Origin of the sequence: Subdoligranulum variabile (assembly GCF_025152575.1) — a bacterium.
GTDB lineage: Bacteria > Bacillota > Clostridia > Oscillospirales > Ruminococcaceae > Gemmiger > Gemmiger variabilis.
The window spans coordinates 2,979,817-3,000,433 of record NZ_CP102293.1; the positions used below are offsets into that span (position 1 = coordinate 2,979,817).

General features: G+C 53.2%; 20 protein-coding genes and 2 riboswitches. Of the genes, 17 read left to right on the top strand and 3 right to left on the bottom strand.

All coding sequences use genetic code 11. The features are described from left to right. Positions 1–111 precede the first annotated feature (111 nt). Entirely contained in the window at positions 112–1,656 is a 1,545-nt protein-coding gene (gene guaA, locus NQ490_RS14050; RefSeq protein ID WP_007046519.1) for a glutamine-hydrolyzing GMP synthase, read from the top strand. Positions 1,657–1,930: 274 nt separating this feature from the next. Here guaA and NQ490_RS14055 read toward each other — a convergent pair whose 3' ends face one another. After that, the gene (locus NQ490_RS14055) at positions 1,931–2,419 is read right to left on the bottom strand and encodes a helix-turn-helix domain-containing protein (protein WP_007046518.1); all 489 of its coding nucleotides are present in this window, start codon (positions 2,417–2,419) and stop codon (positions 1,931–1,933) included. 301 nt (positions 2,420–2,720) lie between these two features. Here NQ490_RS14055 and NQ490_RS14060 point away from each other — a divergent pair, with 301 nt between their 5' ends. Together NQ490_RS14060 and NQ490_RS14065 are read left to right on the top strand one after the other, a co-directional pair. Further along, positions 2,721–2,912: a MerR family transcriptional regulator gene (locus NQ490_RS14060; RefSeq protein ID WP_040917605.1), complete on the top strand. Its 192-nt coding sequence runs from the start codon at positions 2,721–2,723 to the stop codon at positions 2,910–2,912. Positions 2,913–2,927: 15 nt separating this feature from the next. After that, entirely contained in the window at positions 2,928–3,974 is a 1,047-nt protein-coding gene (locus tag NQ490_RS14065) for a tyrosine-type recombinase/integrase (protein ID WP_007046515.1), read from the top strand. Positions 3,975–3,980: 6 nt separating this feature from the next. Here NQ490_RS14065 and NQ490_RS14070 read toward each other — a convergent pair whose 3' ends face one another. Continuing rightward, entirely contained in the window at positions 3,981–4,796 is an 816-nt protein-coding gene (locus tag NQ490_RS14070) for an MFS transporter (RefSeq protein WP_007046514.1), read from the bottom strand. A gap of 148 nt (positions 4,797–4,944) precedes the next feature. Here NQ490_RS14070 and NQ490_RS14075 point away from each other — a divergent pair, with 148 nt between their 5' ends. The 9 genes from NQ490_RS14075 to NQ490_RS14115 all read left to right on the top strand — a co-directional run bounded on the left by NQ490_RS14075 (position 4,945) and on the right by NQ490_RS14115 (position 12,866). After that, the gene (locus NQ490_RS14075; protein WP_007046513.1) at positions 4,945–5,379 is read left to right on the top strand and encodes a MarR family winged helix-turn-helix transcriptional regulator; all 435 of its coding nucleotides are present in this window, start codon (positions 4,945–4,947) and stop codon (positions 5,377–5,379) included. 105 nt (positions 5,380–5,484) lie between these two features. Beyond that, entirely contained in the window at positions 5,485–6,138 is a 654-nt protein-coding gene (locus tag NQ490_RS14080; protein WP_007046512.1) for a TetR/AcrR family transcriptional regulator, read from the top strand. 133 nt (positions 6,139–6,271) lie between these two features. Further along, positions 6,272–7,495, top strand: a complete 1,224-nt coding sequence (locus NQ490_RS14085) for an MFS transporter (protein WP_007046511.1) — start codon at positions 6,272–6,274, stop codon at positions 7,493–7,495. 90 nt (positions 7,496–7,585) lie between these two features. Beyond that, complete coding sequence (locus NQ490_RS14090) at positions 7,586–8,119, top strand: methylated-DNA--[protein]-cysteine S-methyltransferase (RefSeq protein ID WP_040917604.1); 534 nt, start codon at positions 7,586–7,588, stop codon at positions 8,117–8,119. A gap of 29 nt (positions 8,120–8,148) precedes the next feature. Then, complete coding sequence (locus NQ490_RS14095) at positions 8,149–9,111, top strand: P1 family peptidase (protein WP_040917601.1); 963 nt, start codon at positions 8,149–8,151, stop codon at positions 9,109–9,111. 125 nt (positions 9,112–9,236) lie between these two features. Then, positions 9,237–10,469 (top strand): glutamate-cysteine ligase family protein, encoded by a 1,233-nt coding sequence (locus NQ490_RS14100; RefSeq protein WP_007046508.1) that lies wholly within the window; start codon positions 9,237–9,239, stop codon positions 10,467–10,469. Continuing rightward, positions 10,462–11,796 (top strand): glutathionylspermidine synthase family protein, encoded by a 1,335-nt coding sequence (locus tag NQ490_RS14105; protein ID WP_007046507.1) that lies wholly within the window; start codon positions 10,462–10,464, stop codon positions 11,794–11,796. The genes NQ490_RS14100 and NQ490_RS14105 overlap by 8 nt, the downstream gene beginning before the upstream one ends. A 49-nt stretch (positions 11,797–11,845) precedes the next feature. Continuing rightward, on the top strand, positions 11,846–12,367 hold the full coding sequence (locus NQ490_RS14110) for a DinB family protein (protein ID WP_040917600.1): 522 nt from the start codon (positions 11,846–11,848) through the stop codon (positions 12,365–12,367). Between the two features lie 13 nt (positions 12,368–12,380). Further along, the gene (locus NQ490_RS14115) at positions 12,381–12,866 is read left to right on the top strand and encodes a hypothetical protein (protein WP_040917598.1); all 486 of its coding nucleotides are present in this window, start codon (positions 12,381–12,383) and stop codon (positions 12,864–12,866) included. A 61-nt stretch (positions 12,867–12,927) separates the two neighbouring features. On the opposite strand, the gene NQ490_RS14120 is transcribed toward NQ490_RS14115, so the two are convergent. Beyond that, positions 12,928–13,983, bottom strand: a complete 1,056-nt coding sequence (locus tag NQ490_RS14120) for a mechanosensitive ion channel family protein (protein WP_007046504.1) — start codon at positions 13,981–13,983, stop codon at positions 12,928–12,930. Positions 13,984–14,077: 94 nt separating this feature from the next. Beyond that, positions 14,078–14,219, top strand: a riboswitch (FMN riboswitch). Between the two features lie 146 nt (positions 14,220–14,365). Here NQ490_RS14120 and NQ490_RS14125 point away from each other — a divergent pair. The 5 genes from NQ490_RS14125 to mreB all read left to right on the top strand — a co-directional run bounded on the left by NQ490_RS14125 (position 14,366) and on the right by mreB (position 20,582). Further along, positions 14,366–14,965: an ECF transporter S component gene (locus NQ490_RS14125; protein ID WP_040917597.1), complete on the top strand. Its 600-nt coding sequence runs from the start codon at positions 14,366–14,368 to the stop codon at positions 14,963–14,965. A gap of 93 nt (positions 14,966–15,058) precedes the next feature. Continuing rightward, positions 15,059–15,157, top strand: a riboswitch (SAM riboswitch). A gap of 83 nt (positions 15,158–15,240) precedes the next feature. Then, positions 15,241–16,386, top strand: coding sequence for a methionine adenosyltransferase (gene metK, locus NQ490_RS14130; protein WP_007046501.1), 1,146 nt, complete (start codon positions 15,241–15,243; stop codon positions 16,384–16,386). Positions 16,387–16,525: 139 nt separating this feature from the next. Further along, positions 16,526–18,757, top strand: a complete 2,232-nt coding sequence (recD2, locus tag NQ490_RS14135) for an SF1B family DNA helicase RecD2 (RefSeq protein WP_007046500.1) — start codon at positions 16,526–16,528, stop codon at positions 18,755–18,757. Beyond that, on the top strand, positions 18,754–19,527 hold the full coding sequence (locus NQ490_RS14140; RefSeq protein WP_007046499.1) for a ComF family protein: 774 nt from the start codon (positions 18,754–18,756) through the stop codon (positions 19,525–19,527). The genes recD2 and NQ490_RS14140 overlap by 4 nt, the downstream gene beginning before the upstream one ends. Then, a complete protein-coding gene (gene mreB, locus NQ490_RS14145; RefSeq protein ID WP_007046498.1) occupies positions 19,524–20,582 on the top strand; it encodes a rod shape-determining protein in 1,059 nt (352 codons plus the stop codon). Before NQ490_RS14140 ends, mreB begins: the two co-directional genes overlap by 4 nt. Positions 20,583–20,617 lie beyond the last annotated feature (35 nt).

Sequence of the window (20,617 nt, forward strand, 5' to 3'; positions counted from 1 at the left end):
TTTCATGGAGCCGGTATGGCAAACATTTTTCACTCTGCCATCTGTTCAAGAGCCGGACAGTATGCTATAATTATCTGATAAAAGGAAAGAAAAAGAGAAGGGAGCATCTCCATGCAGCAGGAAACCGTTATTGTTCTTGACTTCGGCGGCCAGTACAATCAGCTGATTGCGCGCCGTGTCCGCGAATGCAACGTCTACTGTGAGATCTACTCGTATCGCACGGACCTCGCTAAAATCAAAGCCAAAAATCCCAAGGGAATCATTTTCACCGGTGGTCCCAACAGTGCCTATTTGCCGGATTCTCCGACGATTGATCCGGAAATTTACACCTGGGGTGTGCCGATTTTGGGGATCTGCTACGGCAGCCAGCTGATGATGCATATGCTGGGCGGCCATGTTACCAAGGCACCGGAACGGGAATACGGTAAAACGCTGGTGGATTTGGATACGTCCAGTCCGTTGTTTGACGGTCTGCCGGCGCAGAATGTCTGCTGGATGAGCCATAACGACTATATTGAAACGGCAGCTCCCGGTTTCCAGATTGTGGCCCATACTCCCAACTGCCCGGTGGCTGCGGCACAGGCTTCCGACCGCGGTCTGTACTGTGTGCAGTTTCATCCCGAAGTTATGCACACCGAGAACGGCACGCAGATTCTGCACAACTTTGTGTATAAGGTCTGTGGCTGTGCAGGCACCTGGAAGATGGATTCTTTTGTGGAGCATTCGGTGCAGGCGCTTCGTGAGAAAATCGGGGACGGTAAAGTCTTGTGTGCCCTTTCCGGTGGTGTGGACTCCAGTGTCTGTGCTGCTATGCTGGCCAAAGCAATCGGCAAACAGCTGACCTGCGTCTTTGTGGATCACGGTTTGCTGCGCAAGCATGAACGGGAACAGGTCTGTGAGGTTTTCGGCGAAGGCGGACAGTTTGATATCAATTTTGTTTGTGTGGATGCCCGTGACCGTTTTTATACAAAACTGGCGGGGGAGACCGCACCTGAACGCAAGCGCAAAATCATTGGCGAAGAATTTATCCGCGTTTTTGAGGATGAAGCCAAGAAGATTGGTGCTGTAGATTTTCTGGCACAGGGAACGATTTATCCTGACGTGGTCGAGAGCGGCCTGGGCGGCGAATCCGCAACCATCAAGAGCCACCACAATGTGGGAGGCCTGCCGGACTATGTGGATTTCAAGGAAATCGTAGAGCCTCTTCGTGACCTCTTCAAGGACGAAGTCCGTCAGGCGGGTCGTGAATTGGGCCTGCCCGAGTACCTGGTTGCCCGTCAGCCGTTCCCCGGTCCCGGCCTTGCCATCCGTATCATCGGCGATGTGACGCCGGAGAAAGTGGCCATTGTGCAGGATGCTGACGCTATCTGGCGTGAAGAGGTGGACAAGCTGCCCATGGAGCAGCGCCCGAGCCAGTATTTTGCGGCGCTGACCAATATGCGCAGTGTGGGCGTTATGGGCGATGAACGCACCTATGACTATGCAATTGCTCTGCGGGCTGTAACCACTACCGATTTTATGACGGCGGAAGTGACGTTGCTTCCCACCGAGACCATTACGACGGCGGCCAACCGCATCGTCAATGAAGTCAAAAATATCAACCGCGTGCTGTTTGATTATACGACCAAACCGCCGGCCACAATCGAGTTCGAATAAGTAAAAAGTGGATATGAGAGCCTGTAAACCCGCATAAACACTGGTTTTTCGGATTTCAGATTTCCCCTTTGATAGCAGATTGATAGCACCCGTCAATTTCAGAGTTATTCTGGTGATTTGGGTGGCTTGCGAATACGCAGGATTTTTATTCTAAGAGAAAAGGTCTAACTGATTTTTGCTGATCAGTTAGACCTTTTTTATTTTGCTCTCGTGTATCTGAATTTACTGATTTTGTGCAACAAACAGGCTCTCCCGTGGCCTACAAATGAGAGGGTCAGAGCAGACCCTCCGGTAAAACCTTGGCACGGATTTGCTTGTTGTCGTATTCCGGGTAGTGGTAACGCCAGCGGTCGTACTCCTCCTGAGAGATCTCTCCTGCCTCCAGCTTGGCGGCCTGCTCCCGCCAGGCCCAGAGCATCTCGTGCAGTCTGGCAGCATCCTTATTTTTGCGGAAATCTACCTGCAGGGAAAGTACACCATCCTGTTCCGTGACTTTCAGCCCGTAGTTGTCCTCAAGGGCAAACAGGGTGTGCATGAGCCCAACATAGGAGTCTATATCCGGGACAGAGAGGGCGTGGGGAGATACATCAAGCACCTGTGCCAGGGCAGCAGTCAGGTCTGCCTTAGGAGTTCTTGATCCTGTCTCATACTGAGCCAGGCGCACATCGGCGGATTTCTCGGGGAAGCCCACGGCCATACCCAGATATTTCTGTGTCATTCCTCGCAGCAAACGGAAAAAGTGGATTCTCTCACCGATGGCCATACGTCCAACTCCAATCTATGATGATCTTTATAGTGAACATAGCATATTTGCTTAGGAAAGTCAAGAGAATCTAAACAAATTTATTTAAGAATATTTTTCTGAAAAGGCTTGAACTAAGCTAATATGTATAGTATTATAAAGATACTAAGCATAAAAGCTTAGAAATTATAGCGCATAAAATGGACTGTCTGATTTCCGGGTACAAACGAGATAAGGTGATGGCCATAAGCAAGGAGGCATGTATGGAACGCAACAACCGCAAGCCGCAGTCACGAACAACAGAGAAAGGAAGGTACTTACCATGGCAAACCAGATTTTTATGCGTGTTAACGAAGTGGCCGAGGAACTGGGCGTATCGATCCCCTACGCCTACAAGCTGATTCGCCAGTTGAATGAGGAATTGGCCAAAACCGGGTGCATCACAATTTCCGGGCGGATTGACCGCAAGTTCTTCCACGAGAAGTTCTACGGTACAAGAACCGAGAAAGACTGAAAGGAGGGAGCAGTCATGGCAGCGTTTAAGAACAAGAACAACGGTACCTGGTATGTGCAGTTCCGCTATACCGACTGGAAAGGTGAGCGTCAGCAGAAACTCAAGCGCGGGTTTGCCACAAAGAAGGAGGCGCTTGCCTGGGAACGTGAGTTCCTGATGCAGAAACAGGCGGACATCGATATGACCTTTGAGAGCTTCGTCGAGCTGTATGAGAAGGATGTCAAACCAAAGCTGAAGCTCAATACCTGGCTTACAAAGGAGAGCATCATCAAAAAGAAGATCCTGCCTTATTTCGCCAAGAGAAAACTGTCGGAGATTACAGCCAAGGATATTATCCACTGGCAAAATGAGATCCGAGAACTGACGGACTGGCACGGAAAGCCACTTTCCAAAACCTATCTGAAAACGGTTCACAATCAGCTCAGTGCCATCTTTAACCACGCAGCTCGCTTTTATGGCCTGAACATCAACCCGGCTAGGCAGGCGGGAAATATGGGGACGGAAGAACGGAAAGAGATGCTGTTCTGGACCAGGGAAGAGTATGCCAAGTTCTCTGAGGCCATGATGGATAAACCGTTGTCCTTCTATGCCTTTGAGATGCTCTACTGGTGTGGGCTTCGTGAAGGAGAGCTGCTCGCTTTGACTCCGGCAGATTTCAATTTTGAAAAACGCACGGTCAGCATCAATAAGTCCTACCAGAGACTGAACAAGCAGGATGTGATCACAGATCCCAAAACACCGAAAAGTAACCGGGTGATTCAGATGCCGAAATTCCTCTGTGACGAGATCCAGGATTACCTCAAGCAGCTTTACGGTGTACAGCCGGATAGCCGGATGTTTCCTATCAGCAAAAGTTATCTCCACAGGGAAATGGATCGGGGCTGCAAGGCAACTGGTGTGAAACGGATTCGAATCCACGATTTGAGACACCCGTATGTCAAGCACACGACAAAAAAATATAATTCTGAAAAGCAGAAAACCCAAGCTACCAAGATGAATTTGATAGCCTGGGTTTTCCGTTTTTGTACCTTCAATTATTCAAAGAGGTCATGGACTTTGTAGATAATCTCAATGCGGTTGTCGGGGAATACCGGCATCGATCATTTTCTGCGTAGACAGCTTGGATGCCAGCATCCCGACGACAAGAAAGATATAGAAATAAGGCAGGTATCCGGAGAGGCCTTTCTCCTGGGCGAGAATAGAAGAATAGGCGATGACAGCGCCGTAGGGAATCATCAAAAACATCATGTTGAACATGAACGGAAGCGCGGGACCGTAAATGGAATCACGGATGGAAAATTTTTTACGCTGAACCTTCGGGTAGTGGATACGGCAGCAGGAAACACAGAGAAACGCCAGAACGGTAATGCCGAAAATCGTCAGGAAAGAAGCTTTGCTGCTCATATGGCTTTGGACTTGCAGACCGACGTAGGGGCCAACAGCCATGCCGATGGAGACGGTAAAGGCGAACCGGCTGATTCCCTCGGTGATTTTGGTCGTGGGCAGCACATCACCGGCCAGTGTCATGGTGGCGGAACCGCACACGGAATAGACAGCCCCCATATACAAGCGAATCACAATCAGTGCGGCGAAAATTGGGAAGGCGATGAAAGCCGGAAAAGACAGGCAGAACAGGGCAAGGAACAGCAGGTATACTCGATATCGGTTAAAGTTATCCAGCAGATATCCGGCGACTGGCCGAAAGAGAATGGTGGCCACAGACATGGCGGTCAGAACGATACCGACACGGGAGCCGGTGATGCCGATCTCCTGGCAGTAGATAGGAATGATCGGAATAGAGGCGTAGAACGCGGCCAGCACCAAAAGATTGGTGATGAAGAGCAGAATGAATCTTCGATTCCAGATTTTTTCGGGTTTTCCCATAAAAAGCAAACTCCTTTTTTGTGTAAAATATAAAATATAGTGGCAATTGCCACTATATTTACAATAGCACGGAATTCGTTGTGCGTCAATATCTGGTTGCAAGTGCCACCAAAAAAGGCTATAATACGGACAGAAAGGAGATAGGCTTATGCCGTATACGATGAACAGTCCATTCAAATCCATTTCTATCCTCTACCGGAAATCACACATCTGGCTCAGCAATGGATGTGCGCAATATGATCTCACAGCCGCACAGGCGTTGGTTATTCTCATAGTCTGTGATTTCCAAACGCTGACACAGGATGAAATCACCAAGCGGCTTTCCTTGGATAAGAGCGTAATTGCAAAGACGGTCAATAAATTGCTGGAGACAGGGTTTCTGGAGCGGCATACCAACGCCAGGGACAAGCGAACGTATGATATCTGTCCGACGCAGAAATCCTGGGAAGCTTATCCCGTGGTCAAAGAAGAAGTGGATCGTTGCTTTCAGCGGATGACGCAGCGCATGACAGAAGAAGAACGGATGACGTTTCAGCGCTTGCTATTATTGGCTGAGGAAACCACGCTGTCCCAGGGGGAATGATGTAGCATTGCAGGCCCTTACGGCAGACGGTTGCGAGCACTTGACGGCGCTGGAAAAGCGTGGTACTATTATACATACCAAGAGAATGTATAGGAGGCAGTCCGGATGGCCCGCAATAAGTATCCTGAAATCACGGAGGAAAGAATTCTGCAGGTGGCAGAACGTCTTTTTCTCGAGAAGGGATATGACAATACTACAATTCAGGATATTGTTGACGCTTTGGGAGACCTGACAAAAGGGGCTGTGTACCATCACTTCAAATCTAAAGAAGAGATTATGGAAGCGGTGGGGGATCGGATGTTTCTGCGCGACAATCCTTTTGCCGCCGCAGCAGCGCGTAAAGATCTGAATGGACTGGAAAAAATCCGTGCCTCGATTTTGCTGAACCAAAGTGACGATGCGCGGATGGAGATGACGGTACAAAGCATGCCGATCCTGGAAAATCCTCGCTTTCTGGCGGGCATGATCAAGGACAACCAGCAGGAGATCGCGCCGTATCTTCGCCGCTTTCTGGAAGAAGGAATTCGCGACGGGTCCATCCGGACGGAATACCCCAAAGAGCTGTCTGAAGTGATTCCGCTTTTGACAGGTCTTTGGATGGTGCCAAGCCTGTATCCGGCTACAGCGGAAGAGATGATGCGTAAATTCCGCTTTCTCGGAACGATGCTGGAACGGATGGGGGTACCTGTAGTGAATGAGGAGCTGCTCAACAAATTGGCTCCTTATTTTGCCAGATTGGAGCAGGCGCAAAAACATTGATAAAATTGCCTTCGGGCAATTTTATTTTACTCATATACATTCTCTTGGTATGTTTGGAAAGCGGGTGGAGCCCCGCTTCTTTTTCACTGATATACATACTGGCGGTATGTATGAATGACAGGAGGTACCGTAGATGAAGCGGCCATTGTTCACACGCTATTTCGCCTTGCTGTTGCTGGGACAGCTTATTTCCCTCATCGGAAACTACACACTGAAATTTGCACTTTCCATGTATGTATTGGAACTGACGGGATCGGCCGAAATGTTCGGGATGATCTTGGCAGTGTCGGTGGTGCCGACGGTGCTTTTTTCACCGCTGGGCGGGGTGATGGCGGACCGGTTGGATCGTCGCTGGCTGATGGTTGGTCTGGATGTACTCTCCGGGAGTGCGGTTCTTTGCTGCGGATTGTTTATGAGTGCAGGAAACAGACTGGAAGCCATTGCGGGAATGCAGATTTTTCTGGGGATTCTGGGTGCTTTTGAGTCTCCCGTGGTGCAGGCCTGCGTACCGCAGTTACACAGTGATGAGAATTTGCTGCGGGCCAATGCACTGGTCAACCAGATCCAAGCGATTGCCGGCATGGTTACACCTTTTGTGGGAGGACTTGTGTATGCGGCATGGGGCATTGCCCCGATTTTGACAGCAGTTTGCGCATGTTTTTGGGTGGCTGCTTTTCTGGAATGCTGGATCCGTATGCCCGGACTGCCCCAAAAGAGGCAGGAACCGCCTTTTCTGATTCTGTGGAATGACCTTCGCCAAAGTGTGCATTTCTTGCACGCAGAGCAACCGGTTGTGATGCGGCTTCTGTTTTTGGCCGCGGCGGTCAATTTCTTTGCTTCGGGATGTTTGACGGTAGGTCTTCCGTTTCTGGTACGTACCGAATTGGGAATGTCTGCCGCCTGGTATGGCGCGGCCGAGAGCGTTCTGGGACTGGCCTCGATTTTTGGGGGCTTGTTGGTCACTGTGCTGGCCAACTATCTGCCGTTTAAAAGAATGCCCCGCTTGTTGGCAGCTTTTGGATTTTCGCTGCTGCCTTCTGCTGTGGCCTTTTCCGTAAGAAGCGGTGCGGTGTTGTCCTACTTTGTGCTGGTTGCCGGAATGGCAGCAGCTTCCATAGGATGCAGTATCTTTTCCGTACTGGGGCTGTGTGCAATCCAGCAACGAACGCCCGCCGAAATGACCGGTAAGGTGATGGCCTTTGTGATGACCATCTCCCAATGTGCGCAGCCTCTGGGGCAGCTGTTGTACGGATGGGGATGGGACCGGCTGCCGGCGGGGAGTGTGTTGGGGCTGACTGGAGTGGCAGTGCTGCTGATTGCATACCATTCCCGTAGTCTTTGCCGAAGCCTGGCATAGGCAAAGTTGTAAAATAGCGTTGCGCAGGCTGGAATCCCGCCTGTGAATCTGTTACAATACAAGTATAAAATGAATCAGGGAGGCGCTGGGATGCTGTACTACACGAACTATGATTCTCCGTTGGGCAGCATTCTCATGCTGGCCTCGGAAAAAGCCTTGATGGGTCTGTGGCTGCCGGGCCAGACCATCGATCAGGAACGGCTGGCACAGGCTTGTCGGAGAGATTCTGCGCCGATGCTGGAACAGGGACGCAGTTGGTTGGATCGGTATTTCTGCGGACAGCGTCCGACACCGCAGGAAATTCCGCTGGATCCTCAGGGCAGCGATTTTCGCCGTGCGGTATGGCACCGGCTTTGCCGTATTCCGTATGGCCAACTGGAAACGTACGGGCAGATTGCCCGGGAAATGGCAGAGCCAAAAGGCGGAAAAATGTCGGCCCAGGCGGTCGGCGGAGCTGTCGGACATAACCCCATCGCCCTGATTATTCCCTGCCACAGAGTCATCGGAGCCAACGGAAATCTGGTTGGGTACGGCGGCGGTCTGGCGCTGAAAAAACGCATCCTCCAATATGAGGGCGTTGATATCCGGGATTTGCACGACCCGAAAAGAAAACGGAATCAATGACAAGTGAAGGTGCTTTACAGGAGGCAATTATGCGGGAAATTTCCATCACGGACTTTGAAAATCTGAAAATCGGTCAGGCAGAGAACGTACAGGCCGGTACCGGTTGCACCGTGCTGCTTTTGGGTAAGGAAGGCGCGGCTGCTGGATTGGACGTGCGCGGCGGAGGTCCGGCGTCCCGGGAAAGTGAACTGCTCAAACCCATGGCGGCCGCAAACGTGATTCACGCCATTCTGCTTTCCGGGGGCAGTGCATTCGGCCTGGATGCAGCCGGTGGTGTAATGCGCTATCTGGAAGAACGTAACATTGGTTTTGATGTAGGCGTCACAAAGGTTCCGCTGGTTTGTCAGTCCTGCCTTTTTGATCTGACTGTTGCGGACAGCCGCATACGTCCCGATGAGGCGATGGCATATGAGGCCTGCCAGAATGCGGAGAGCGGCAACTATCGGGACGGCAATTTTGGCGCGGGTACCGGTGCAACGGTGGGCAAGACACTTGGCATGGATCATTGCATGAAGTCCGGGATCGGCAGCTATGCTGTACAGGCGGGTCCTCTGAAAGTGGGGGCGGTGGTTGCCGTCAATGCCCTGGGAGATGTATATGACTGGAAAACCGGTCAAAAGGCCGCGGGGCTTCTGGCGGATGACCGTAAAACGTTTTTGGACGGTGAGGAGGCGCTGCTGCACAAAATCGAAGTGGTAGAAAATAAATTTGTCGGCAATACTACGCTGGGGGTTGTGGTGACAAACGCGCGGTTTGACAAAGCGAGATTGTGCAAGATCGCCGGGATGGCACAGGACGGGTATGCAAGAGCAATCCGTCCGGTACACACTACGGCGGACGGAGACAGTATCTATGCGGTTTCGTTGGGCGATGTGCCGGCTGATCAGGATGTGGTAGGTGCACTGGGAGCACGTGTCATGGCGGAGGCTATCTTGCGTGCAGTGCGTGCAGCACAAAGTGCCTACGGATTCCCGGCGGTTTCAGATCTGTAAAAAGAGGAGTTCCTGCCGTTTGGCGGCAGGAACTTTTTTGTGGCCCGTTGCCTTATAACGAGATTCGGGGTATAATAGGGACACCAAAACAGTAGGAATTTCACAGAGGCCGGGAGTACAAAGGTATGGCAAAACTGGATGAACAAAAAAGAGTCCTGGTTGAGTATTTCCAACAGGGGTGTAAGCCGGAGGGAAAGCTCACACTGGGACTTGAGGTGGAGCATTTTGTTACCCACGCAGGCGGTGAGCCGGTAACCTTCGGCGAAATCCAGAGCGTTATGCGGCAGATGCAGCAGCCCTATGATACCCCCATCATGATCGATGGAGAATATATGGGCTATACCACCGAGCAGTATAGCGTATCTCTGGAACCTGCCTGCCAGGTGGAAATCAGCATCATGCCCCAAAGTAGTGTGCTCAAAATCATGGATATCTATAATCAGTTTTATCTGCAGTTGAGCATGACACTGGCGGCGCGCGGTTTGAGGGCCTGGACGGTCAGTTATCATCCTACTCGCCGGGCGGAGGAACTGCCGCTGATCCCGAAGCAACGCTATGAGGCGATGGACCGATATTTTAAAAACACCGGTTCCTGTGGCATTCAGATGATGCGGGCGACAGCTTCGACCCAGCTGTCAGTCGATTATTACAGTGAACGTGATTTTGTACAAAAAATGCGGGCGGCTTGTTTGCTGACACCGTTTTTTGCACTGCTCAGTGATAACGCCGTACAGTATCAGGCACACCGTAACAATGCCTACAGCGTTCGCACCCGAATCTGGCAGGATGTGGACAGTGACCGGTGTGGTGTCCCGCCGCACCTTATGGACCCGGATTTTGGGTTTGAACGTTATGCCGAGACCATTCTGACACGGCCTCTGATTGTGGCACTGCGAGGCAACCGGACCAAGGCAGTAGGGCGCAAAAGCGCACAGGAAATATACGGCAGCCACCTGTTAAAAAAAGAAGTAGAGCATGTACTGTCCATGTTCTTTTTTGACGCGCGCCTGAAAACGTATGTGGAAATCCGTGGAGCAGATTGTATGCCGCCCAAATTTATTGCGGCGTATGCCCAGCTGGTCAAGACGATTTTCGGCAGCCAGGCGGCCCTGCAGAACGTGTTGCGGCACTATGAGGGGGTAAACACCGGGGATATCGCCAATGCAAAAATGGCGGTTTGCAAAGACGGGTTCAACGCCTGGGTTTATGGGCGGCCCATCGGTAAGGAACTGGCATGGCTTTTGCTGCAGGCACGCAGCCGTACGCCGTCGCAGGAGGAACGGGCCTTGCTGGAACCTCTTGCCAAACTGGTGGTAATGAAGAAAACGATACGGGAAGAAGAACACGAGAATGACTGATTTGCATAATGTAAATGAAGCCTATCTGAAGGAGGCTGCTTCGGACCCGGAGCGGCTTGCCAAAGAATTTGATGAGATCACTGAATACATGAAGGCGTCCACGGCAATCCATCACGGAGAGTATGTGCGTACCTGCTATATGCCCAAACTCTTCACTGAAACGGTTTTTGCGCAGTTTGGATCTGATATCCGCACACTCTATGGAATTCTGAACAAGGTGATGCGGGCCTATTACCGGGATCCCGGCTATCGCGCTCTGTTTGGCTTTGACAAGACGGCAGAGGAGCTGATTCTGCGGGCTGATCCGTCCGTCTCCTTGTTGCCGATGGCGCGTATTGATTTCTTCTATAACGAAGAGACCGGGGCCTACAAGTACTGCGAATTCAACACAGACGGTACCAGTGCCATGAACGAGGACAGGGAGCTGAACCTTGCGCAGCAACTTTCCACCGTATACAGAAATTTCCGGGCGGCGCATACCACCCGAACCTGTGAGTTGTTTGAAAGCTGGGTCAAAACGTTATGTGCGATTTATCAGCGGGCCCGACGTACCGATCAAATTCCCTATGTGGCCATCGTGGATTTTATGGATTGCGGTACGGTAAACGAGTTTGAGGTGTTTCAAGGATTTTTTGTAGAGCAAGGGGTACCTGCCGAGGTCTGCGATCTGCGCAGTTTGCAGTACAATGCCAAGGAGAAAGTGCTCTATGGGCCCGGCGGACATAAAATTGATGCCATCTACCGCCGTGCCGTCACCAGCGATATTCTGCAGCGGTACGCAGAGTGCGGACCGCTGCTGGCAGCTGTACGGGATGATGCGGTGCTCCTGGTGGGGGACTTTCACACACAGTTGGTGCACAATAAGACGATTTTCCGTATATTGCATGAGGCACAGACCCAGGCGATGCTGACCGAGGATGAGCGCTCCTTTGTCAATGCCCATGTGCCGTTGACCAAAACATTTGAGGCCTCAGATATCCCGCGGGTACTGGCGGATAAAGATGCCTGGATCCTTAAGCCGCTGGACTCCTATGCGTCGCGGGGCGTTCATGCCGGTGTGGAATGCGGCGAAGACGAATGGGCCGCTATTGTGCGGGCTACGCCGCTGGAAGGATACCTTTTGCAGGAATTCTACCGCCCCTATGTAACGGAAAATTACGGAATCGGTCCGGATGGATCTTTTGGCCGAAATCGTTATTACAACCTGACCGGAGTGTATGTGTATGATGGCGTGGCACAGGGGGTCTATTCCCGCGTGTCACTCAGTCCCATTATTTCCAGTCAGTACAGCGAAAAGACGCTGCCGACGCTGCTGGTGGACGAATAAATCCGGTGCGGAGCAGGCATACTACCCCCAAGACAAGGGGGCGGACGGTGTGCGAGAAACATCCTATCATGCGGTGATTACTGAGATGACGGTCCGGGCCCTGTGGGAAACACAGAACGTTATGGATTGTATCCCGGATGAAATGTGGGATAAGCATTACGGTGGCTCTCCCTTGTGGCAGCACCTGTATCATATGCTGCACAGCCTGGATCAATGGTTCATCAACCCTCGGGCAAACGATTTCGTGGAGCCGCCCATTCATACGCCGGATCTGCAGGAATTGGATATTTATCCGGCGGCACATCTGAACCGAAAACAGATGGACGATTATTTTTATACCATCAAGGCGAAGTTGTCCCTGTATCTGACGTCGCTCCACGACGAGGATCTTTTGCAGCGGCCGGAAAACTGTGAGTGGACGCGCTTTACCCTGATTCTGTCACAATACCGCCATCTGCATTTGCATCTTGGTATGCTGATGGGCTTTATCGTTTCGGAAATTGGTCTGTGCCCGCGTACGTTGGAGCCGGGGGATGAGTTTCCCCGCCCCCCTTATGATCCATATCAATAAGGAGAAAAACATTATGAAAAAATACCTTTGCCTTGCGCCGCTGTGCCTGGTTGCGTTTACCGGATGTAGCCAGGCGGAGGTGGATACAACGCCTGTGTGGTCACAGCAGCTTCCGCAGACCGGTGTACGGATGGAACTGAGCAACTGTGAGTTGTTGGGGACGGAAGCGGTGGATTATACCCTGGACCGAGACAGCAGAGACCCCTGGGTGAAAAAGCCGGCGCTGCAAACCAAAGGAATTCCGGTGGTAACACTGCAGGGCGCTTCGCAGGACGAGGTGGAGCTGCGCTTCGTGGAAAATATCGATACCCTGTATCTGTATTATGACAAAATGATGCCGCAGGTGGATCTTGACTACATAGTTACCGAACTGGATGATGGAAGTCTGCAATACAGGCTGGATACCGTCTACAATTTTGAGTTTGTCGTTACCACTGAGAACGGTACCGATACGATGATTGTGACCTGCCAGCGGGACGGCATTACCGACACAAAATAAAATATCCCCGGGACTCTTTTTTAAGAGCCCCGGGGGTTGTTTTGTTTCCAATAACGGAAAATCAGTTTTTGGCTGGCATATCCAATGTTGTGGTAGGAAAAGCAAAGCTGCAGCCATCCCGGGCCACCAGCTGCATGATCTCCAGATTCAGACGACTTTTCTCCCGCAAAAAGTCACCGTAGGGCAGGGTGGTCACATACAGCCGTACAAGGATGTCGATGCTGTAATCGTTGAATTTGTCCACTGTGGCGGTTACGGTATCGGCCTGCACGGTGGGTTGGGCTTTGAGCAGCTCGGTGAGATCACGGCACACCGTATCCAGCTGCTCGCGGGTGGCATCGTAGGTCAGCCCCAGCGTGAACTGCCAAAGCCGGCTGCTGCGCTGGTTGCAGTTCTGGATGTATTCGGAGCAGATTTTGGAATTCTCAATGGTGACCGCTACATTGTCGGTGGTGCGGATGCGGGTGGAACGGAAGGAGATGTCTTCTACCGTGCCTTCGGAGGAACCGAGAATGACATAGTCCCCGATACCGAAGGGGTGCTCCAGCACGAGGGTGATGCCGGCAATCAGATTGGACAGAGTGGACTGGGCAGCCAGCGAGACTGCCAGGCCGGCAACACCGGCACCGGTCAGCAGACCGGTGACCGGCACCCCCAGCCGGTCCAGGATCGCAATGCCGGTAAAGACGGCTACGAGGGCACGGAAGATGTTTTCAAAAAAGCGGCCCATCGTATTGTTGGTGGTAAGGTCCAGTTTGTTCTGGGCGCTGCGCAGCAGAAGTCGGCACATAGGGGCCGCGCGCCAGGCACCCAAGCCCAGCAGGAAAGTCAGGGCCAGATCGAACAGGAGACGCAGTACCGTCTGGTACGTGGGGGAATTGAAGGTGAAGGGGACCACCATCAGTGCCAGATACAGCAGTACCGAGCGCAGGATCAGGGAGGTGGGCTGTACATAACTGTTAAACAAAATGTACAGCCACTCGGTCAGATGACCATGCAATCCGTCCAGGACCCGGCGGATTATGCGCGTATAAAGGAGGGGGAGGACCAAGGCCCCCAAAAGAAAAAGAACAGTGGGCAGAAGGTCCAGAACAAGGCTGATCGTAAATTCTTGCATGTTGATTCTCCATGGATGACGGGGGTTCGGACAAAAACATTATACCATACCCTCTTGCATTTTGTAAAACCTGTGCTATACTAAGCAGGTAGAAAGTCTGTTTCAGGGCGGGGTGTGATTCCCCACCGGCGGTAAGCGGCCCAAAGGGCCGTAAGCCCGCGACCGGCTGCTTGGGCAGCCGCTGATCCGGTGTGAATCCGGGGCCGACGGTATAGTCCGGATGAAAGAAACGGAAAGCTGTTTGCTATGCTTTTTCGCCCTGTTGCTGTACCCATACGGCAACAGGGCTTTTGTTTTTGCCGGCCGCAAGCATAACCAGCCTCCCGCAGTTTTGTCACATAGGAATCGGCTTTCGCAAACTATTTTTCGGGAGGAAAATCTTATGACCAAAACCCACAACCATGTTCGCGAACTTACCGTGACCGCCATGCTTTGTGCGATTGCCACCGTGCTGATGTTTCTGGACTTCAGCCTGCCCATGTTCATCCCCAGCTTTGTAAAGATGGACGTCTCAGAACTGCCGGCCTTGCTGGCGTCCTTCAGTCTGGGCCCCGTGTATGGTGTTGCCACCTGCCTTGTGAAGAATATTCTGTCGATGATCTTTCACGGATCGACCGGTGGCATTGGAGAAGTTTGCAACTTCCTGCTGGGTGCGTCCTTTGTTGGGACCGCCGGTGTGATCTATCGCTTCCACAAAACGCGCAAGGGCGCTGTGGCAGGCTGCCTGATCGGCGCCGTGGTGATGGCTCTGGTCAGCGTTCCGGTGAACTACTTCCTGAGCTATCCTGTCTACGCAGCGATGTTCGGCGGTCTTGACAATATCATTGCTGCGTATCAGGAACTTCGCCCGGGGACCGACGGCCTGTTGGAATGCCTGCTGGTTTTCAATATGCCGTTCACCCTTGTCAAGGGATTGATCGATGCGGTACTTTGCTTCCTGATTTACAAGCCGCTTTCTCCGATCCTGCATGGCCGCCGCTGAAAGATATGCGGTGAAAAAAGAACGCAGAACCGGCCGGAATCCTCTTGACGCAGCACAGAGCCTGTGCTATAATGCGTTTTACAACAGAATAGCAACTTATCAAGAGTGGCAGAGGGGACAGGCCCTGTGAAGCCCGACAACCTACACAAATGTGCAAGGTGCCAATTCCTGCGGGGAACCGAAAGATAAGCGTCAGCGCGCAGTCTTTTGGCTGCGCGCTTTTTTGTTCTCGCCAGTTGCGCTTCTGCTTACATTCATAAGGGAGGCTTTTTACCATGTCCAAAGTTCTTTTTACCTCGGAGTCGGTGACGGAAGGACATCCCGACAAAATCTGTGACCAGATTTCGGATGCCATTCTGGACGAGATCCTGAAGCAGGATCCCGATGCCCGTGTGGCCTGCGAAACGACCTGCTCCACCGGCCTTGTCCATATCATGGGGGAAATCACCACCAGTTGCTATGTGGACATCGCTGAAACTGCCCGTGATGTTATCCGCTCCATCGGGTACGACCGTGCCAAGTATGGATTCGACTGCGATACATGCGGTGTTATCGTCAACATTGACGGTCAGAGTCCTGACATTGCGTTGGGCACCAATGACGAGGTGGCCGGTGCAGGTGACCAGGGTATGATGTTCGGGTATGCCTGCGATGAAACGCCGGAGCTCATGCCGTTGCCTATCAGCCTGGCCCACAAGCTGGCCAAACGTCTGACCGAGGTGCGCAAGAGCGGTCTGCTGGATTATCTGCGTCCCGATGGCAAGAGCCAGGTGACCGTGGAATATGATGACGGCAAGCCGGTGCGTGTGGACGCGGTGGTCATTTCCAGCCAGCACAGCCCGGAAATCAGCCAGGAGCAGCTGCACGAAGATATCAAGCGGGAAGTCATCGAAAAGGTCATTCCGGCCGAGATGCTTGATGAAAACACCAAGTACTATATCAATCCTACCGGACGTTTCGTGGTGGGCGGCCCCCAGGGAGATACTGGACTGACCGGCCGCAAGATCATTGTAGACACCTACGGCGGCTATGCCCGTCACGGCGGCGGTGCCTTCAGCGGCAAGGATCCCAGTAAGGTGGACCGCTCCGCTGCCTATGCAGCGCGCTGGGTGGCTAAAAATATCGTGGCGGCGGGGCTTGCCAAAAAGTGCGAAGTGGAACTGGCCTACGCCATCGGCGTGGCGGAACCGGTATCCATCATGGTGGATACCTTCGGTACCGGCACGGTGGAAGATGACCGGATCGAGGCTGCTGTCATGAAGGTGTTTGATTTGCGCCCTGCGGCTATCATCCGGGATCTTGATCTTCGTAAACCCATTTACCGTCGCCTGGCTGCTTACGGCCATATGGGCCGGGAAGACCTGGGCGTCAAGTGGGAAAATACGGACCGTGTGGATGCTCTGAAAGCGGCACTGAACTAACCGGGTCTGCGGAAAAACGCATATTCAAATACAACAAAAGCGCAGGGGACTCCCTGCGCTTTTTTGGTTTGCCAAATACAGGTTGTTAGGGTATAATATAAAAGATATTGTGGAAGTGTGCCGAAGGGAGGCGGGATGCATGGAGGATACCGCACAGCCGCTGCAGAAACTGGAAGGCGTTGTGGAGCACAGAATCTACGAAAACGCTGATACCGGCTACGCAGTCTTTGAGGTCAATGTGGGCGATCAGGATATCGTGGTGGCCGGCAATGTGGGCAGCGTAGATAACGGCATGCAGATTACCGCTTACGGTCACCTGATCAATCATCCTCATTACGGTCAGCAGTTCCGTGCGGAGTCCTGCGAGATGCGTCTGCCGCAGGATACGACGGGACTGCTCAGTTATCTGTCCAGTGGTGTGTTGCCTTATATCGGACCCGCTACGGCCAAAAAAATCATCAAGGCTTTCGGGGAAGATGTGCTGACGGTGATTTCCGAAACGCCGCAGCGCCTTTGCGAAATCAAGGGGATCACCCCGGAAAAGGCCGCTGCCATTTCCAATGAATTCCGCCGGATGTATGGTGTCCGGGAAGTGATTGCCTGGTTTGCCCAGTTCGGACTTTCGTCGCAAAATGCCGTGACTGCGTATCGGGCGTTTGGCCCGCATACCATCGAGGCACTCAATCAAAATCCCTATCTGCTGTGCGGGGAGCCGCTGCAGCTCAAATTTTCTGATGTAGATAAAATTGCCGCCGCTTTGCACGTGGAATTGGGGAGTCGTCTCCGGGTGACGGCAGGAATTGTCTATGTGCTGCGGCATAACGCAGGCAATGGGCATACCTGCCTGCCCCGTGCCAAGCTGCTGGAGACGACGGCTAAGTTCTTGCTGGTGACTTCCCTCGACATCGAAAACGGACTGGACGAATTGCTGCAGTCCGGGGAACTGCAACCCCGAACGTTTGACGATACCGAGTATATTTTCCTGCCGGATCTGCTCTCTGCCGAAGAAGATATTGCCGCACGCCTTGGGGAATTATCCACGTTCCCTACCGAACCGCCCAAGACGTTGGAAAGCGATATCCATGCACTGGAGATCGTACAGGGATTTCCTTACGCCCCGCTGCAGCGGGAAGCAATCCGTATGGCGCTTTCCAACCGTGTAATGGTGCTTACGGGAGGTCCCGGTACCGGCAAGACCACGACTGTTAATGCCATTTTGAGTCTGTACGAAGGGGAGTATGACCGGGTAGCGCTCTGTGCTCCTACTGGTCGTGCAGCGAAGCGTCTGAGTGAACTGACGCATCATACGGCTTCTACGATCCATCGGCTGCTGGAAGTGGATTACACTACCGGTGCAGTCCGCTTTATTCATAACGAGAAAAATCTTCTGAAATATGATGTCATCATTCTCGATGAGATGAGCATGGTGGATGTCAAACTGTTCCAGTCTCTGCTGGCGGCTGCCCGGTACCATTGCCGTATTATTATGGTGGGAGATGCCGACCAGCTGCCCAGTGTGGGGCCCGGCAATATTCTGGGGGAGATTCTTTCTGCGGGGGTGGTCCCCACGGTACGTCTGACAGAAATCTTCCGCCAGGCGCAGAAGAGTTTGATCGTGCAGAACGCCCACCGTATTGTACAGGGAGAACAACCGCAGAAGGGGACCGCCCAGGATGACTTTTTTATCATGGAAAAGAATGGTCTCGCCTGCCAGAAGTTGATCTGCGATTTGGTCAGCGAGCGTCTGCCCCGTGCCTACGGATTTGATCCCATTCGGGATATTCAGGTCCTTTGCCCGGCCAAAAAAGGAACCACGGGAAGCGTGGAACTCAATCGATGCCTGCAAGAGGTATTGAACCCTCCTTCTCCCCGGAAGCCACAGCTGGGGGGAGAAAAAGGATCGAAGATTTTGCGCCTGGGCGACAAAGTCATGCAGATCAAAAACGATTACGACATCACCTTTGAACGCTCCGGCGCTGAGGCCGGCGTCGGAGCATATAATGGGGATATGGGCATCATCACTGAGGTGGACGTGGAGTCACGTTCGGTCACTGTCATGATGGATGACCGGAAGTATGTGTATTCCGCCGACCAACTCGGGGAACTGGAACCGGCTTATGCTGTTACCATTCATAAGAGCCAGGGATCTGAATTCCCGGCGATCATCGTGCCGGTGGCGGACGTGCCTCCGCGGCTTCGTTATCGCAACCTTCTGTATACCGGCGTGACCCGTGCGCGGAAACTGTGTATTCTGACCGGCAGCCACTGGATCGTGGAACAGATGGTGCGCAATGTCCGACAAAATTTGCGCTACAGCTGTCTGCGCTATCTGCTGAAGGAGGCGGCAACACCGCCGGCAGAAAGGCGATGACCGCGCCGGACTGGGGCTATGTCGCAGAACGGGCGGCGGCTTGGCTGTATCCGCGCCGGTGCCCTTTCTGTGATGCGCTGCTGGGACCCGATGCTGTGCAGGGAACGTTCTGTTCTTCCTGCAAGGAGGAGGAAGAACGCCTTTCCCATCGCCCACCGCGCCTGCCGGACACAGAACACCATTTTTACGCCTTGCACAGTGCATTGGCTGCATACTATTATGCGGATGCAGTCCGTGAGGCCATTTTGTTGTGCAAAAGGGGATACCATCCCTGGTATGCACGGGAACTGGCTGACCGCATGGCGGTACGCATCTGGGGTGCAGCACCGGCACCGGGACCCGGCATGCGCCCGAAAAATGAGTTGCTTTTGGATATGCCGCTTTATCATTGCATTGTGCCGGTTCCGCCCCATCAGCCGATGCCCGGTGTGCCGGGTCTGCCGATGCTGCTGGCACGGCGCTTGGGTATACTATGGAAGATTCCTGTAGAAACTCCACTGTATGTCGTGCGTGGAACACAAGCACAGAAAGAGTTGGACCGTGCCGGGCGCATGCAAAATGCAAGGAAAGCGTATGCCTGCCGCACGGACGCCGATCTCGGCGGCAAGCGGGTGTTGCTGGTGGATGACATCATTACCACAGGAGCCACGGTCTCGGCCTGTGCTCTTGCCCTGCTGAAAGCCGGGGCGGTGGACGTGACGGCAGCAGCCATCGCGGCGGATGAAGAATTGCCGAAAGAAAAACGAACCTCTACGGAGAATGAAAAATGAAGCAACAGGATATCGGTATTGATCTGGGGACTACCTCGATCATTATCGCAACCGAACAACAGGGTGTGGTGTTCACTCAGCCTACTATTGGCGCGGTGGACACGCGCAGCAATACGATTCTGGCGGTGGGGGATGAAGCGCTGCGTATGGTAGGGCGTGCGCCTGCTCACATCGACCTGGTCCGTCCGCTGCGCGACGGTGTCATTCAGGACCACCGGATGACCAATGAACTGATTGTGCGTTTTGTGAACGAGGTATGCCGTTCCCGCTTTTTCAAACCGCGGATTGCGGTCTGCGTCCCGGCGGCCATCACCGGTGTGGAAGCGGATGCTGTCGTGGAATCGGTTATGGCGGCCGGCGCGCGGCAGGTCTATCTCGTGGACGAGCCGGTTGCTGCAGCATTGGGGGCCGGGCTGCAGATTCGCCAGCCCCATGGCTGTATGGTTGTGGACATCGGTGGAGGTTCCACCGACATTGCAGTCATCAGCATGGGCGGTAGGGTGAAAGCCGCCAGTATCCCGGTGGCCGGCAATGCCTTTGACCGGTGCATCGCTCAGTTCGTACAGGAAAAGTATCAGATTGCCATTGGGCCGCTGACGGCAGAAGCCCTGAAAAAGCAGGTTGCCTGCTGTACCAAGAGTGGGTTTGAAGGTGTTATGGAGGTGCGGGGGCATTCCTGGGAAACCAATCTGCCGGCGCGTCGCCTGATTTATACCCACGATCTGTATGAGCCGGTGCAGGAACTGGCTACTCGCATTGTGGCGGCCGCCCGCGGAGTACTGGAAAGCACTCCGCCGGAATTGGCAGCGGATGTGTCGTCTACGGGTGTCCTTCTTACCGGAGGTGGTTCACTGCTCCGCGGCCTGGCCAGTTATCTGGCCGGGGAATTGCATGTGGATGTGGCCATTGCGCCTGATCCCATAAACTGCGTGGCGCGCGGTACGGCCATCAGCCTCAGCGAAGGAAAATATCTGACGGCCGGGTTCCGGGATGCGACGCCCAAAGCGTGGAAAAAGACGCTGCAGAATATCCGTGACCCCTTTGCCGCTGAATGATAGATGCCACACCACCGAAAGAACGTTAGAGAAGG

What these genes read in the sequence shown, in the direction of transcription:
- guaA (WP_007046519.1), top strand. Translation starts at nt 112, where the DNA reads ATGCAGCAGGAAACCGTTATTGTTCTTGACTTCGGCGGCCAGTACAAT.
- NQ490_RS14055 (WP_007046518.1), bottom strand. Translation starts at nt 2,419, where the DNA reads ATGGCCATCGGTGAGAGAATCCACTTTTTCCGTTTGCTGCGAGGAATG.
- NQ490_RS14060 (WP_040917605.1), top strand. Translation starts at nt 2,721, where the DNA reads ATGGCAAACCAGATTTTTATGCGTGTTAACGAAGTGGCCGAGGAACTG.
- NQ490_RS14065 (WP_007046515.1), top strand. Translation starts at nt 2,928, where the DNA reads ATGGCAGCGTTTAAGAACAAGAACAACGGTACCTGGTATGTGCAGTTC.
- NQ490_RS14070 (WP_007046514.1), bottom strand. Translation starts at nt 4,796, where the DNA reads ATGGGAAAACCCGAAAAAATCTGGAATCGAAGATTCATTCTGCTCTTC.
- NQ490_RS14075 (WP_007046513.1), top strand. Translation starts at nt 4,945, where the DNA reads ATGCCGTATACGATGAACAGTCCATTCAAATCCATTTCTATCCTCTAC.
- NQ490_RS14080 (WP_007046512.1), top strand. Translation starts at nt 5,485, where the DNA reads ATGGCCCGCAATAAGTATCCTGAAATCACGGAGGAAAGAATTCTGCAG.
- NQ490_RS14085 (WP_007046511.1), top strand. Translation starts at nt 6,272, where the DNA reads ATGAAGCGGCCATTGTTCACACGCTATTTCGCCTTGCTGTTGCTGGGA.
- NQ490_RS14090 (WP_040917604.1), top strand. Translation starts at nt 7,586, where the DNA reads ATGCTGTACTACACGAACTATGATTCTCCGTTGGGCAGCATTCTCATG.
- NQ490_RS14095 (WP_040917601.1), top strand. Translation starts at nt 8,149, where the DNA reads ATGCGGGAAATTTCCATCACGGACTTTGAAAATCTGAAAATCGGTCAG.
- NQ490_RS14100 (WP_007046508.1), top strand. Translation starts at nt 9,237, where the DNA reads ATGGCAAAACTGGATGAACAAAAAAGAGTCCTGGTTGAGTATTTCCAA.
- NQ490_RS14105 (WP_007046507.1), top strand. Translation starts at nt 10,462, where the DNA reads ATGACTGATTTGCATAATGTAAATGAAGCCTATCTGAAGGAGGCTGCT.
- NQ490_RS14115 (WP_040917598.1), top strand. Translation starts at nt 12,381, where the DNA reads ATGAAAAAATACCTTTGCCTTGCGCCGCTGTGCCTGGTTGCGTTTACC.
- NQ490_RS14120 (WP_007046504.1), bottom strand. Translation starts at nt 13,983, where the DNA reads ATGCAAGAATTTACGATCAGCCTTGTTCTGGACCTTCTGCCCACTGTT.
- NQ490_RS14125 (WP_040917597.1), top strand. Translation starts at nt 14,366, where the DNA reads ATGACCAAAACCCACAACCATGTTCGCGAACTTACCGTGACCGCCATG.
- metK (WP_007046501.1), top strand. Translation starts at nt 15,241, where the DNA reads ATGTCCAAAGTTCTTTTTACCTCGGAGTCGGTGACGGAAGGACATCCC.
- recD2 (WP_007046500.1), top strand. Translation starts at nt 16,526, where the DNA reads ATGGAGGATACCGCACAGCCGCTGCAGAAACTGGAAGGCGTTGTGGAG.
- NQ490_RS14140 (WP_007046499.1), top strand. Translation starts at nt 18,754, where the DNA reads ATGACCGCGCCGGACTGGGGCTATGTCGCAGAACGGGCGGCGGCTTGG.
- mreB (WP_007046498.1), top strand. Translation starts at nt 19,524, where the DNA reads ATGAAGCAACAGGATATCGGTATTGATCTGGGGACTACCTCGATCATT.